This is a genomic window from Enorma burkinafasonensis, from assembly GCF_902150035.1.
Classification (GTDB): domain Bacteria; phylum Actinomycetota; class Coriobacteriia; order Coriobacteriales; family Coriobacteriaceae; genus Enorma; species Enorma burkinafasonensis.
The window spans coordinates 1-13,787 of sequence record NZ_LR597514.1 but is presented as its reverse complement, the minus strand read 5'-3'; the positions used below and the strand labels follow the sequence as shown (position 1 = coordinate 13,787).

Here is a 13,787-nt window from a genome sequence, read left to right as displayed (position 1 = left end):
CGGATGGGCTTAGAGCAGGCTGAACGCCCGGTAGTAGTTGCCGTCTTGGATGGAGCCGAACAGGCGCAGCGACTGGCCGTCGTAGACGCCGGGATAGAACAGCACCACGGGAATCTGTGAGAACACCGGCTGGGCGTTCTCGAGGATGTCGTGGGCGCGCACGAAGGGGTAGGCCTTGCCCACGCCGGTGATGAGCAGGACGTCGCGGCCCGGCTCTGGTGCGCCATGCACGAGCTCGAACTGCTCGGCCATTCTGGTGACGTAGTCCTCGGGCATGGCGAGTTCCTGGATATGGCGCAGAACCGCCTCGTCGCCCTGCTGGGCCTCCATGCGCTCGAGATCGTCGAAGATCTCGTAGTACTCACAAATTTGGGAGAAGATGTCCCACAGGTCGAACCGCGTGATCCGCGTGGGGATGGCCCCTTCGGCAGCATCCTTCAGCAGGCGCTCGGTGCGCTCGCGGACCTCGTCCTCGCGCGCCGCGTCGTAAGCGAACACGTAGAACGGCACTTCGTTGCCCAGGCCCTGGCTATTCAGGAAGCCGGGATCGCTCAGGCGCGAGCGGATGAGGTCGAAGCTGATGGCGAGCGAAGGCGATTCGGATGCGGTCATGGGCTCTCCTAGGACGTGCGCCCGAACGCGGCGAGCACCTGCTCGTCACCGTTCGCGCGTATGGCCATTTCCAGGTCGAAGTCGATGAGCAGGGGGCTCAGCTGTTCGGAGCGGCGGTCGTACATACCGCAGCGCTCGAGGGAGGAGGCGAGCACCTGACGGATCTTGTCCAGGGTCGCGTCGCTCCAGCGGGCGGCCTTCTCGTCCTGCGCGCGCAGGCCTTCAAGAAAGTCCGCGATTTCATGCCTTCGCAGGGTGGCATCGAAGGTCGCGAACTTGGTGGCGACCACGCAGAGCATGAACTCCCACACGATGCGGTTGTCGCGCATCATGGCGTAGAGGTTCGTCTGCTTGAGCTGGTCGGGCGTGCCGTGCGCGATGAGTTCGATGAGGCGCCCGCGCAGGCTGGGGTCTTCGGAGAGCGCCTCGAGTCGGCGCGCGCAGGCGCGGGTGATGGACTTGAGCTCGCGCTCGGTGGGGTACTGGAAGAGGTTGCCCTGGGTGACGGCATCGACGAGGTTGTCCGGCTCGCACATCCCCTCGTCCGCCATCAGGCGGGCGACGGTGCGGGTCTCGTTCTCGAGCCATTGCTCGCGCGTGATACCCCCGCGATAGGTCTTGGGCGCGCCCATTACGCCACCCCCTTGAGGGGAGCGGCGACCGCAGCTCGATATATCGGTTTGTGCGTGGTGCTCGCGCACGAGCGTCCGCTCGTGGACATGCGGGCAGCTAGCGAGCTATGAGATACTGCCTGGGTGGAGCGGCGTAGAAAATGCCATCCCCCCTGCACTCCATGCAGGGTTGAGCAACTTCGTCTCCTCCGGGACACAGGTTCCGTGCGGCGTGGATGCAGCAGCCGCTCGGTTCGATTCGAATTATAGGATATCGCGCGGCCCAGCTCGCGCTCGACGAGGTTGTGGAACATGCCATGGACGCCTTTCTCCGACCGATCATCGGCGTCAACACTGGCACAGAGCTGGCGTTTTTTGTTGTGCAACAAATACGAGCGGCTACCGTCAACCGGTGGGCCGCTCGCCGTGTTGCTCAACAATCCGTCCCATCCGCTTGCTATGGTCTGATCGGAGCCTGCGCCGTGCTGCGGCGCGCGTTAGGGCGGAAGGAGAACCGCATGCCTAGACTGAACATGAGCATGGAATGCTCGCTTGAGTACAACACCGTGAGGGAGGTCCGGCGCTTCGAGTACGACGAGGTGTCGTACCGCGAGACGATGACGGTGCGAGACTCGACGGTCATCAAGATCGACTTCGGCCGCTGGCACGTGACCTGCGCGATAACGGCGAACCCGCATGATATGGCCCAGGTCGTGGACGCCGTCGCCGACCTCTACCCCGCGAAGACCGCCGCGACGATCCGCAAGAAGGACCTCGAGGCGCTTGTCGCCGCCAAGAAGAAGGTCAACCGCGTTCTCCCTCCGCACGAGCTGCACTTCAAGCTCGAGCAGTACGGCGACAACCTCGTGCTCTGGTTCAGCGACACCGCAAAGGGCGACTACGCGCCGAAGCGCGACCGCGTCGCCAGCATCCTGCAGCGCCTGCCCGAGGGGTCCTACGGCGTCGCCATCGCGGCGGGCTGGCCGATGGGCTCCTACGAGGACGCCCCGGAGTACTTCGATGCGCTCGCCGCGCAGTGCGACGGCGACCTGCCCGATGCCAACTACGGTGATCTGTACACCTACGACCTGCTGAGCTCACCCGATCCCTATACGGGTGGCGGCGCGGAGCTTCCTGCCGAGCTGCTCGCGGAGCCCGACCCGACCGAGCCGCACGAGCCCCGGGTGAAGGTCGCGGGCTTCGGGGGTGCGCTCTCCGGCCTCGACAAGCGCCAGCTCAAGAAAGCCGACCTCATGGGCCTGGCGGAGTCGGTCGCCACGACGGAATGGATGGAGCTGCGCGAGGTCCCGCGCAGCTACTAGGCCGCTCAACGGCTTAGGCATCATCGGCTAAGACGGTTCTTCCGGAAGGGGAGTGCGGATATGGATACGATCAAGCGCGCGATCGAGCTTGTAGAGGAGCGGACGCAGGCATTCGGCGGGGCGCGGCAGGAGCTGCTCGACGCCTATGAGGCCGAGGCGGCCGGGTCCAAGAAGAAGGCGCGCAAGGGCAAGAAGGTTCCTTTATCCAGCGTGGGGCAGGCGGAGGATCGCGTCACGCAGCAGATGGTCCTCGACGGGTCCGGGCAGATCTGGGACCCGATCGAGAAGAGGCCCCTCGCGCCGGACGACAGCGTGATCCTGCCGCGGCGCTACCACTACGAGCGCCGGGTCGCGGGCCGCGCGGGCGGCATCTGCGCGCCGGACGGCACCAAGATCGCCTATGACGTCGAGCTGCCGGAGGGGACGGCGGACTTCGTGGTGTTCGACCGCAAGCACACGCTGGAGCAGGTCGTGCAGGGAGAGTACGACTTCCGCGTGCGCTATGAGCGCCACGATGTGGACGCGAATGAGTTCGAGCGGTTCGCGCAGCTCGCCGAGGGGCTCCTGCCCGAGGCCCGCGCCCAGCTCGACCGGCATCTGCTGATTGAGTCCGCAGGCGACGGCCTCGAGGACGTGTGGTGCATCAGCAGCGCCCCCGTTCCCGTGCTGCTGGCGCGCCTGGCGGAGTCGGAGCCCGGCGTGGTGACCTTCGAGATTCACCTCCCGTGGAGCGAGAGGCGTCGCGACACGGTCAAGATCGAGCTCGCACCCGGCTGCCTGGGCAAGGGCGACGAGCCGGGTGAGTACGACCAGTACGGCGTGATGGAGCGCGCCAAGCGCGACTTCGCGGGTAGGCTCGCGCTGCACGCGTTCTCCGTAGGCGCGCCGGTAAGCGCGCCGCTCGAGCTCGCCAGCGAGCTAGCCGGCAGGCCCGCTACCTGCGAGGAGTTCGAGCGCCTGTGCGACCTCATGCTCGCGAACTTCATCGGCATGCGCAACGACGGCATCGCCTACGAGGACTGGTGCGTCATCTCGAAGGGGCACTACGGCCTGGGCACGGGCACGCCGGCGCAGGTCGCGGCGAACCTGCTCCGCGTCGCCGCCGTGTTCGAGGCGCAGGCGGGATTCGTCTCGGCGGATGATTTCGAGGTCATGCGGCGGGCGTTCCTTGCGCGCTTCAGCTCGTTTGTCGCCTATGGCTTCGGCAAGGACGACGACTCGCTCATTAAGTGCATCGAGTCCATGGAGGTCACCGCGTAGGCGACCCCTTCAGACCGCGTCAGGCGTGCGGGCGCGGCCGTCTTCGTGGCGGCCGCGCCTTTTTTTCTGGCGCGAGGTATCCTTCGGGTGACGATTTGCCTCCTCCGCTCGATAGCGGGGACAGTTCAAGCAGCTTTACTGTGGGTAATTTACTGGATGCGAAGTAGTCTGTACCTGCGGTGTTGCATTACCGCAGGTGAGCGGCTTGTGGCTTTGGTGGCTACCCGACAGTTTCTCAGATAGCCACAGTAAAGTTGTCTGAACGCTACCGACACCGGCTTCCTTCTAGGACATGATGCGGTGCGATGGGGTCATAGCGCCGTGGAATGTCGCCGTGCCGCGGGATACCGCCGCACGGTTTTCTTATATCCGACCCGTTCGCGCGTCTTGGCGGTGGTCGGTTTGCCGGGTGGTAGACGGACCAAACAAGGCAACCTTAATTGTTGCAGGTAGGCGCGTTGCACCAAGATCGGCTACGCGGACGCCTTCCGAAGGGCCACCGCCAAGACTCGTGAGCGTCGAAAGGCTGGGGTGTAAGGACGCCTCAAGCAACGAGTCTCTATCTCCGGTGATTCGGGCCATGTCGTTTACCTGCTCAAACGCAAAAGAGCAAATAATAAAAAATGAGAAAAAAATAAAAAAGATAGATGCGCCCCATAACGGCATCGCTTGAAGGCGAAGACCTGGGCCGACACCCCGCCCGCGATGTGTCACAGACCATACAGATTTGCGCATACGTTCTATTTGAACGCGGTACAATAAGACGTGCATGTGGATTTCCCGTGGCCGGAAACACTCGACCGTATCGCCGGGTCGCATTTGACCTGCGGGGATGACGCAAGCGCCGTTGACTAACCGGTGGCAAGGGCCACCGGGGGGACTGTATACCTACACGAGAGGAGAGGGGTATATGGCGCGTTCGTTCAAGTCCATGGACGGCAACGAGGCGGCCGCATACGTTTCGTATGCGTTCACCGAGGTTGCGGGTATCTACCCGATTACGCCGTCCAGCCCGATGGCCGACCATGTCGACCAGTGGGCAGCTCAGGGCAAGAAGAACATCTTTGGCACGAAGGTGGACGTCATCGAGATGGAGTCCGAGGCCGGCGCCGCGGGCACCGTCCACGGCTCGCTCGTCGCGGGTGCGCTGACCACCACCTACACCGCGTCCCAGGGTCTTCTGCTCATGATCCCGAACATGTACAAGATCGCGGGCGAGGGCCTGCCGGGCGTGTTCCACGTGTCCGCCCGTACGGTCGCGACCCACGCGCTGAACATCTTCGGCGATCACTCCGACGTCATGGCCTGCCGCCAGACCGGCTTCGCCATGCTGGCCGAGACCAACGTCCAGGAGGTCATGGACCTCGCCGCGGTGGCGCATCTCGCCGCCATCGAGGGCAAGGTGCCGTTCCTGAACTTCTTCGACGGCTTCCGCACCTCGCACGAGATCCAGAAGGTCGCCGTGTGGGACTACGCAGACCTCGCCGAGATGTGCGACATGGAGGCCGTCCAGGCCTTCCGCGACCACGCGCTCAACCCCGAGCATCCGCACAACCGCGGCACGCATGAGGACGGCGACGTCTTCTTCCAGCACCGCGAGGCGTGCAACACCGCCTACGACAAGCTCCCCGCGGTCGTCGAGGCCTACATGGACAAGGTGAACGAGAAGCTCGGCACGAGCTATCACCTGTTCGACTACTACGGCGCCGACGACGCTGAGAACATCGTCGTGTGCATGGGCTCCTTCTGCGACACGCTCGAGGAGGTCATCGACTACCTCAACGCCCACGGCAAGAAGGTCGGCCTGGTGAAGGTCCGCCTGTACCGTCCGTGGTCCATCGAGCACTTCGTGGCCGCGCTGCCCAAGACCGTCAAGAAGATCGCCGTGCTCGACCGCACCAAGGAGCCGGGCTCCATCGGCGAGCCGCTCTACGAGGACGTCGTCTCCGCGCTCTACGAGGCCGGCCTCTCCGGCATCAAGGTCATCGGCGGCCGTTACGGCCTCGGTTCCAAGGACGAGCCGCCCGCGGCCGCGTTCTCGGTCTACGAGGAGCTCGAGAAGGACGAGCCCAAGCGCGAGTTCACGATCGGCATCGTCGACGACGTCACCAACCTCAGCCTCCCCATGGACGCCGACGCCCCCAACACGGCGGCCGAGGGCACCATCGAGTGCAAGTTCTGGGGTCTCGGCGGCGACGGTACCGTGGGCGCCAACAAGAACTCGATCAAGATCATCGGCGACCACACCGACAAGTACGTCCAGGCATACTTCCAGTACGACTCCAAGAAGACGGGCGGCGTGACCATCAGCCACCTGCGCTTCGGCGACAAGCCCATCAAGAGCCCGTACTACATCACCAAGGCCGACTTCGTCGCGTGCCACAACCCCAGCTACATCACCAAGCACTTCAAGATCGCCCAGGGCGTGAAGCCCGGCGGCACGCTGATGATCAACTGCCAGTGGAACTTCGACGAGCTCTCGAAGCACCTCTCCGCGGCTGAGAAGCGCTACATCGCCAAGAACGACATCCAGCTCTACACCATCAACGCCATCGACCTGGCGGTCCAGGTGGGCATGGGCAAGCGCACCAACACGATCCTTCAGTCCGCGTTCTTCACGCTGGCCGGCGTGCTCCCGCAGGAGGACGCGATCCAGTACATGAAGGCCGCCGCCGAGAAGTCCTACGCCAAGAAGGGCCAGGACGTCGTCGAGGCCAACTGGAAGGCCATCGACGCCGGCGCCACCGCCTTCGAGAAGCATGAGGTCCCGGCCGAGTGGGCCGACGCCGCCGATGACGCCGCCGCCGTCGAGCTCAAGGGTCGCCCCGAGCTCGTCAAGCAGGTCAAGGACATCATGGAGCCCATCAACCGCATGGAGGGCGACGAGCTCCCCGTGTCCGCGTTCGTTGGCCACGAGGACGGCCAGTTCGAGCAGGGCGCTTCCGCCTACGAGAAGCGCGGCGTCGCCGTCATGGTGCCGCACTGGGACGAGACCAAGTGCATCCAGTGCAACCAGTGCTCCTATGTGTGCCCGCATGCGACCATCCGTCCGTTCGGCCTGACCGAGGACGAGATCGCCGCGGCGCCCGAGGGCCTGCGCACGCTCGACATCAAGATGCCCAAGGACACCGGCCTCAAGTTCACCATGGCCATCAGCCCGCTCGACTGCATGGGCTGCACCAACTGCGCGAAGGTCTGCCCGAAGGGCGCCCTCGAGATGGTGCCGCAGGAGCAGGAGCTCGCCGAGCAGAAGACCTTCGACTACTGCGTCGAGAACGTCGCCCCCAAGCCGGTCCTCGAGGCCGCCAACGTCAAGGGCAGCCAGTTCAAGCAGCCGCTGCTTGAGTTCTCCGGCTCCTGCGCCGGCTGCGCCGAGACGGCCTACGCGCGTCTCGTCACGCAGGTCTGCGGTGACCGCATGTTCATCTCCAACGCCACCGGCTGCTCCTCGATCTGGGGCAACCCCGCGGCCCGTTCGCCCTACACGGTGAACAAGGACGGCCACGGCCCGGCGTGGAACAACAGCCTCTTCGAGGACAACGCCGAGCACGGTCTGGGCATGGCCCTCGGTTACGAGGCCGTCCAGAACAAGCTCGTCGCCGAGACCGAGGCCCTCATCGCGGGCGAGAACACGCCCGAGGCCGTGAAGGCCGCCGGCCAGGCCTGGCTCGACGCCAAGAACGACGCCGAGGGCTCCAAGACCGCGGCTGCCGCCTACGTCGAGGCGCTCGAGGCCTGCGGCTGCGACGCCGCCAAGGCGATCCTCGCCGACAAGAGCTACCTCACCAAGAAGTCCTTCTGGATCTTCGGCGGCGACGGCTGGGCGTATGACATCGGCTTCGGCGGCCTGGACCACGTCCTCGCCTCGAACCACAACGTCAACGTCTTCGTGTTCGACACCGAGGTCTACTCCAACACCGGTGGCCAGGCCTCCAAGGCCTCGAACATCGGCCAGGTCGCTCAGTTCGCCGCGGCCGGCAAGCTCACCAAGAAGAAGAGCCTCGCCGAGATCGCGATGAGCTACGGCTACGTGTACGTGGCGCAGGTCGCCATGGGCGCGAACCCGGCCCAGACCTTGAAGGCCATCCAGGAGGCCGAGGCCTACGACGGCCCGTCGATCATCATCGGCTACGCTCCCTGCGAGATGCACTCCATCAAGAAGGGCGGCATGCAGAACTGCCAGGCCGAGATGAAGAAGGCCGTGGACTGCGGCTACTGGAACCTCTTCCGCTTCAACCCGGCTGCCGAGGTGGGCAAGAAGTTCACGCTCGACTCCAAGGAGCCGAAGGGCGGTTACCAGGAGTTCCTCATGAACGAGGCCCGTTACGCGTCGCTTTCGCGCGTGCTTCCGCAGGAGCAGGTCGACGAGCTCTTCCGCGAGAACGAGGAAGCCGCCATGGCGCGCTACCAGCACCTCACCAAGCTCAAGGATCTCTACGCCGAGGTCTAAGGCTTAAGCGCGCCGGCACAGCCGCTCGCGCACGGTAGGCGCACACGCCCCCGTGGGTTCGCCCGCGGGGGCGTTTCTTATGCCGATCGGATGGTTCAGGGCGCTTCAAGGTCCAAACGACCCTCGGTGCCCGCGCGATGCGGACCGCTGTATTGCCCGATCGATCGTTCAAGCAAGAATACTGTGGGTCAAATGGAAGCCGTGCGCTTGACCGCGGATGCAGGCTCAAAAATCCTGCGGTTTTGCTTTCGAGACGGGCGCTCTCGGCCGGCGGTGCGAAAGGACCCACAGTATTCTTGCCTGAACCTTCTACGGGGCGCCCCTCGAGCGCCGGGACGAGCTCCGGACTGGGTACAAGACGCTTGTATGCACGTGAGCCGGCGAGAGCCGGATGTCGCAGGGGAGGGCGCATGGCGCGAGACGAGAAGCAGCAGCTCGACGAGGAGCTCGAGGGGGCAACGGAGACGATGGAGCCTGAGGCGGTCGATGTCGAGGGCGACTTCGAGCTCGAGGACGACGGCGGCGAGGACGAGGAGGGGCGCCTGGTTCCCGGCGACGAGGACGAGCGCGACGCCGGCCTGCACGAGGAGATCCTCTCGCAGGAGACCGTCTGGCGCGGCAAGATCTTCGATGTGGACACCCTCGAGGTGAAGCTCCCCAACGGTCACTGCTCGCGGCGCGACGTGGTGCGCCACTGCGGGGCCGTCGCCGTCGTGGCGCTCACCGAGAACGGCAAGATCGCCGTCGTGCGCCAGTACCGCACGGCGCTCGACCGCGTGACGGTCGAGATCCCGGCGGGCAAGATGGACCCGGGCGAGGAGCCGCTCGAGAGCGCCAAGCGCGAGCTCAAGGAGGAGACGGGATTCGTCGCCGGCAAGATCGCCTACCTCACCACGATCGCGACCTCCGGCGGGTTCACCGACGAGCTCATCCACATCTTCCTGGCCACGCAGCTCTCTTTCGAGGGCGCGGAGCCCGACGAGGACGAGTTCCTGAACGTGGACCTCGTCGATGTGCAGGAGCTCGTGGACGCGGTGCTCGACGGCAAGATCGAGGACGCCAAGACCGTGGTGGGGGCGCTCGCCTGCGATGTCATGGCGCACCGCCTGGCGGCCGATGCCGTCGCCGTCGAGGACGACGGGGACGCGGCGTAGCGCGCTGCACGGATGGTACCGGCTGCGGGCCGGTTGGGCTTTCGTTCGGTCGGGCCTTTACGCCTGCCGCGGCTCGCGGTCGCGCACGCGTCGGGCGATCTCGGCGATGCCCTTGAGCGTGAGCTGCTGGTCGATCACGTCGAAGACGTCGGTGGAGTCCGCGACGACGCTTGCGAGGCCGCCGGTGGCGATGACGCGCGCGCCGGGGGCGCCGAGCTCGCTCCTGATGCGGGCGACGAGCCCCTCGACCATGGCCGCGGTGCCGAGCACCGCGCCGCTCTGCACGGCCTCGGTGGTGTCGCGCCCGATAGCGTGAGCCGGCGTCTCGAGCGGGATGCTTGCGATGCGCGCCGCCCGGGCGACGAGGGCGTCCATCGAGATGCGCAGCCCCGGCGCGATGGCGCCGCCGATGTAGTAGCCGCGCCCGTCCACGACGTCGATGTTGGTCGCCGTGCCGAAGTCGACCACGATGGAGGGGGCGCCGTAGAGCTCCTCGGCGGCGACGGCGTTGGCGATGCGGTCCGCGCCGACCTCGGCCGGGCGCGGGGCGTCCACGCGCACGACGTCGGCGGTCTGCGGGCCCACGGCGACGACGTTTTGCGTGATGCGCCGTGCGACGGCGCGCCACTCGCGCGTGAGCTGCGGCACGACCCCGGCGAAGGCGATCGCGTCGATGCAGTCGAGCCGCAGGTCGTAGACGCGCAGGTAGCCGAGCAGGCGCACGTGCAGCTCGTCGGCCGTGAAGGTGCGGTCGGTGGGCATGCGCCACGAGTGCACGAGCGCGCCGCCATCGAAGAGGCCGAGCGCGGTCTGCGTGTTTCCCATGTCGACGGCGAGTAGCATGCTGCCTCCCTGGAGTCGGTGGTCGCCAGCGTCGCTGGTCGCCTGCCATTGTAGCTCAGGCCCCCGTGCCGCAGGGTGGAGCTTTGAAGCGTTTCAACTCCTTGGTATACTCAGGGGACCTGGAACGCGGGGCCGCTGTGCCCCGATCGCGCGGATGGGAGGTCGCATGGGCAAGGTGCGCATTGTGGATGTGGCCCGCGAGGCGGGCGTGTCGCTCGGCACGGTGTCGAACGCGCTCAACCACCCCGAGAAGGTGCGTCCCGACACGCGCAAGCTCATCGACGAGACCATCCAGCGCCTGGGCTACCTGCCCAACCAGAGCGCGCGCCTGCTGGCGGGCGGCCGCAACACCACGATCGGTTTGATCCTGCCGGGGCTCACGAGCGGCTGCAGCCTGCAGATCGCCAACGGCGCTCGCAACGAGGCCATCCGTCACGGGTACGACCTCATCGTCATGAACACCGACGGCGACGCCGCGCTCGAGGACCGCTACGTGAACTTCTTCGTGGGCATCCAGGTCGCCGGCATCCTCATACAGCCCGCGCCGAGCATGCGGCCGCGGCCGGTGGCCGAGGTTCCCGTGCCCACCGTCTACGTGGACATGCCCTGGGAGCCTGAGGCGACGGCGACGGTCGCCGCCGGCTACCGCGCCCAGGGGCGCCTGATCGCCGAGCACGTGCTGGCGCGCGGCGCCGAGCGGGTCGCGGTGGTGGGGCGTGCCGAGAGCGCGCAGCTCGCCGAGCGCCTCGAGGGCATCCGCGACATGTTCCCGGGCTACGGCGACGTCTCGCTCGAGATCTACAACGAGGGCGCGACCGAGGGCACGGGCGACGGGGCACGGCTGGGCGCCATGCTCGCCGGGCGCAACGAGCGCGTGCGGCCCGATGCCATCATCGGCCTCACGGACGCGATCGCCATGGGCGCGCTCGCGGGTGTGATGGCCGCGGGCTGCTCGGTGCCGGACGACATCATGGTCGCCGGCTGCGACGGCAACCCGCTCGCCTGGGGCGGCCCCGTGCCGCTCACCACCTGCTCGCCCGCGGGCTACGAGCTCGGGCGCAAGGGTGCGCAGCTCATCATCGAGCGGATCATGTGGGACGAGGAGCGCGACCGCGAGGCGAAGCGCGCCGCGGCGCGCGGCTTGGGCCGCTCGGCGTTCGCGGACGAGCCGCCCGTCGCGCACGAGACGGTGCGGCCGTTTCTGCTGGAGCGGGCGAGCACCGTGTCCTGGCCCGCGGCGCCCGCGGGCGGCGACCCCGTGGCGGGGATCCCGGAGTTCGACGCGGGCGCGTACCTGTAAGGCCGCTGCATGGGTGCGCCCTGTGGGGCGTGCCGCCATGGGGCGCCGCGGCGGGCGCCGGCGTACGCTGTCGCGGATTTTGCGCGGACTACTGCCCGTTCACCTCGGCGATAGCGCCCAGAAGCTCGCCCATATCGGGGATCACGGCGCGGCAGAGCGCGCGCAGCCCGTCATCGGGCTCGGTGAGGTCGGGGACCATGAAGACGGGGCAGCCGGCGGCGTGGCCCGCGCGCACGCCGTTGACGGAGTCCTCGACGACGGCGCAGCTGGCGGGCTCGGCGCCCATGCGCTCGCAGGCCAGGAGGTAGATGTCGGGGCTGGGCTTGCCGTTCTCGACCTCGTCGCCCGTGGTGAGGCCCTCGAAGTAGGAGAGGATCCCCAGCCGCTCGAGGTTGCGCGTCGTGATCTCGCGCCCCGAGGAGGTCGCGACCGCCATGCGCAGGCCCGCGTCCTCGAGCGCAGCGAGCGCCTCGGCCACGCGCGGCTTGAGGGCGAGCTCGCGGTCGTAGAGCTCGGCTTTGTAGACGCGGTAGTCGGCGTAGATGGCGTCCGCGAGCTCGCGCGAGCCCACCTGGTCAGCGAGCATGCCCATGATGGTGTGGAGGGGGCGGCCCACGAAGCTGCGGATCAGCTCGTCGGTGACGGGCGCCCGGTGCGCGTCGCCGACGTGCCGCCACGCCCGCGCGCTGAGCGGCTCGCTGTCGATGAGGGTCCCGTCCATGTCGAACAATACGGTGCTGATCATCTCGTCCCGTCCCATTGTCGTATGCCCGGGCGCTGAGGGATTTCCTGAAGATACGCGCCCGGGGCCGTCGTTGCCGCTACCATTGTGCCAGAGCCGCGCCGCGCGGGCGGCCGGCTCGAAGTTTTGTTACCGGTTCTTGACGGGTGCGCGGCGCCCGCTCGGTCTGCGCCGGCCCCGATAGGAGCGATGCCGATGGGCGATCCCATTGAGATATACCGCGAGAAGCTGGCTGAGCTCGAGGGGCTCCTGCGGGGCTACGGATCGGTCGCCGTGGGGTTCTCGGGGGGCGTCGACAGCACGTTTCTCGCCGCGGTGTGTGCCCGCGCGCTTCCCGAGCGGACGCTGCTCGTGCATCTGGCCACGCCCTTCGCGACTACGCCCGAGCGGGCATACGGCGCCGGCGATGCGGGGGAGCCAAGGCGCGGCTACCTCGGAGTGCCGCTCGTCACGATCGAGGTCGACCCCTTGGCCGAGCCGGACATCAGGGAGAACGGCGCGCTTCGCTGCTACCACTGCAAGCGCATGGGATTCACGCGCATCGTCGAGGCGGCGCGCGAGCGCGGGTTCGCCGAGGTCGTCGACGGGAGCAACGCCGACGACGCGGACGACTACCGTCCGGGGATGCGCGCTATCCGCGAGCTGGGCGTGCGCTCGCCGCTCATGGAGTGCGGCTGGCATAAGGACGAGGAGCGCGAGCTGCTGCGCGCTTGGGGCCTTCCGCAATGGAACCTGCCGGCGGGCGCCTGCCTGGCGACGCGCATCCCGTGCGGCGAGCCGCTCGACCTGGGGAAGCTCGCCGCGGTGCGCGCCTGCGAGGACTACCTGCACGGGCTGGGGCTGCCCGGCGTGCGCGCGCGCCTGATCGCGGGCCGCATCCGGGTGGAGGCCCCGGTCGCGGAGCTCGAGGTGCTCGGCCAGCCGGGGCGGGACGGCGCTGTCCCCCTTCCCGCGACGGTCGCGGCAGAGCTGGAGGCGCGTTCGGGACGTGCCGTCGAGCCGCTCGCCGTGCCCTACGGCAAGGGCAACATGAACGGGTAGCGACGGCGCCCCGGGCGCGGCGCTCGGGTGCGCCATGCCGCCTGCCCCGCGCCGCGCGTTCGCCTGCGCCGCGCGCAGGCCGTCGACGCATGAAAAAAGCCCGCTCGGGGAGCGGGCTCTCATCTCGATGGTGGTCAGAGAGGGAGTCGAACCCCCGACACGAGGATTTTCAGTCCTCTGCTCTACCAACTGAGCTATCTGACCGGGTGCGTTAGCAACTAACAGCTCGATTACTATACCAAATTGCGGCGGTGCGTCAAGCGGGCTTTTCGGCTGGTTTGAAAAACGCGTGAACGAGGGCGCGCCGGGCGTTCCCCCGAATCTTGGTTGATTTCCGATCCCAACCGAACACATTGAGCTGACGGCACGCTCCCGCAGTTAACCGAACGCCCCCGAGGTCCTATCCGGGCCCCGGGGGCGGCATTTTCCCAGTTGAAGGAATGGTGGAGATG

General features: G+C 67.2%; 10 protein-coding genes and 1 tRNA gene. 6 read left to right on the top strand and 5 right to left on the bottom strand.

The features are described from left to right. Nucleotides 1-9 precede the first annotated feature (9 nt). Both FS885_RS07805 and FS885_RS07800 read right to left on the bottom strand, forming a co-directional pair. Nucleotides 10-612, bottom strand: coding sequence for a DUF1788 domain-containing protein (locus FS885_RS07805; protein ID WP_144744498.1), 603 nt, complete (start codon nt 610-612; stop codon nt 10-12). Nucleotides 613-620: 8 nt separating this feature from the next. Further along, complete coding sequence (locus FS885_RS07800) at nt 621-1,244, bottom strand: DUF1819 family protein (protein WP_144744497.1); 624 nt, start codon at nt 1,242-1,244, stop codon at nt 621-623. Between the two features lie 497 nt (nt 1,245-1,741). On the opposite strand from FS885_RS07800, the gene FS885_RS07795 reads away from it, so the two are divergent. From FS885_RS07795 to FS885_RS07780, 4 genes are all read left to right on the top strand, one after another. After that, entirely contained in the window at nt 1,742-2,545 is an 804-nt protein-coding gene (locus tag FS885_RS07795; RefSeq protein WP_144744496.1) for a hypothetical protein, read from the top strand. Between the two features lie 60 nt (nt 2,546-2,605). Then, nucleotides 2,606-3,805, top strand: coding sequence for a hypothetical protein (locus FS885_RS07790; protein ID WP_144744495.1), 1,200 nt, complete (start codon nt 2,606-2,608; stop codon nt 3,803-3,805). A gap of 910 nt (nt 3,806-4,715) precedes the next feature. Continuing rightward, nucleotides 4,716-8,255, top strand: coding sequence for a pyruvate:ferredoxin (flavodoxin) oxidoreductase (gene nifJ, locus FS885_RS07785; protein ID WP_144744494.1), 3,540 nt, complete (start codon nt 4,716-4,718; stop codon nt 8,253-8,255). Nucleotides 8,256-8,665: 410 nt separating this feature from the next. Then, nucleotides 8,666-9,409 (top strand): NUDIX domain-containing protein, encoded by a 744-nt coding sequence (locus tag FS885_RS07780; protein ID WP_425458928.1) that lies wholly within the window; start codon nt 8,666-8,668, stop codon nt 9,407-9,409. Between the two features lie 57 nt (nt 9,410-9,466). On the opposite strand, the gene FS885_RS07775 is transcribed toward FS885_RS07780, so the two are convergent. Then, on the bottom strand, nt 9,467-10,252 hold the full coding sequence (locus FS885_RS07775; RefSeq protein WP_144744493.1) for a type III pantothenate kinase: 786 nt from the start codon (nt 10,250-10,252) through the stop codon (nt 9,467-9,469). 166 nt (nt 10,253-10,418) lie between these two features. On the opposite strand from FS885_RS07775, the gene FS885_RS07770 reads away from it, so the two are divergent. After that, a complete protein-coding gene (locus tag FS885_RS07770) occupies nt 10,419-11,552 on the top strand; it encodes a LacI family DNA-binding transcriptional regulator (protein WP_144744492.1) in 1,134 nt (377 codons plus the stop codon). Nucleotides 11,553-11,640: 88 nt separating this feature from the next. Here the strand turns inward: FS885_RS07770 and FS885_RS07765 are convergent, their stop codons facing one another. After that, complete coding sequence (locus FS885_RS07765) at nt 11,641-12,297, bottom strand: HAD family hydrolase (protein ID WP_186365823.1); 657 nt, start codon at nt 12,295-12,297, stop codon at nt 11,641-11,643. A gap of 192 nt (nt 12,298-12,489) precedes the next feature. On the opposite strand from FS885_RS07765, the gene larE reads away from it, so the two are divergent. Next, nucleotides 12,490-13,335: an ATP-dependent sacrificial sulfur transferase LarE gene (gene larE, locus FS885_RS07760; RefSeq protein ID WP_144744490.1), complete on the top strand. Its 846-nt coding sequence runs from the start codon at nt 12,490-12,492 to the stop codon at nt 13,333-13,335. A gap of 128 nt (nt 13,336-13,463) precedes the next feature. Here the strand turns inward: larE and FS885_RS07755 are convergent. Next, nucleotides 13,464-13,539 (bottom strand) — tRNA-Phe (locus FS885_RS07755). Nucleotides 13,540-13,787: the final 248 nt, after the last annotated feature.

Excerpts from the sequence above, each read along its gene's own strand:
- FS885_RS07775 (WP_144744493.1), bottom strand. The coding sequence starts at position 10,252 with ATGCTACTCGCCGTCGACATGGGAAACACGCAGACCGCGCTCGGCCTC.
- FS885_RS07800 (WP_144744497.1), bottom strand. The coding sequence starts at position 1,244 with ATGGGCGCGCCCAAGACCTATCGCGGGGGTATCACGCGCGAGCAATGG.
- larE (WP_144744490.1), top strand. The coding sequence starts at position 12,490 with ATGGGCGATCCCATTGAGATATACCGCGAGAAGCTGGCTGAGCTCGAG.
- FS885_RS07790 (WP_144744495.1), top strand. The coding sequence starts at position 2,606 with ATGGATACGATCAAGCGCGCGATCGAGCTTGTAGAGGAGCGGACGCAG.
- nifJ (WP_144744494.1), top strand. The coding sequence starts at position 4,716 with ATGGCGCGTTCGTTCAAGTCCATGGACGGCAACGAGGCGGCCGCATAC.
- FS885_RS07780 (WP_425458928.1), top strand. The coding sequence starts at position 8,666 with ATGGCGCGAGACGAGAAGCAGCAGCTCGACGAGGAGCTCGAGGGGGCA.
- FS885_RS07795 (WP_144744496.1), top strand. The coding sequence starts at position 1,742 with ATGCCTAGACTGAACATGAGCATGGAATGCTCGCTTGAGTACAACACC.
- FS885_RS07770 (WP_144744492.1), top strand. The coding sequence starts at position 10,419 with ATGGGCAAGGTGCGCATTGTGGATGTGGCCCGCGAGGCGGGCGTGTCG.
- FS885_RS07805 (WP_144744498.1), bottom strand. The coding sequence starts at position 612 with ATGACCGCATCCGAATCGCCTTCGCTCGCCATCAGCTTCGACCTCATC.
- FS885_RS07765 (WP_186365823.1), bottom strand. The coding sequence starts at position 12,297 with ATGATCAGCACCGTATTGTTCGACATGGACGGGACCCTCATCGACAGC.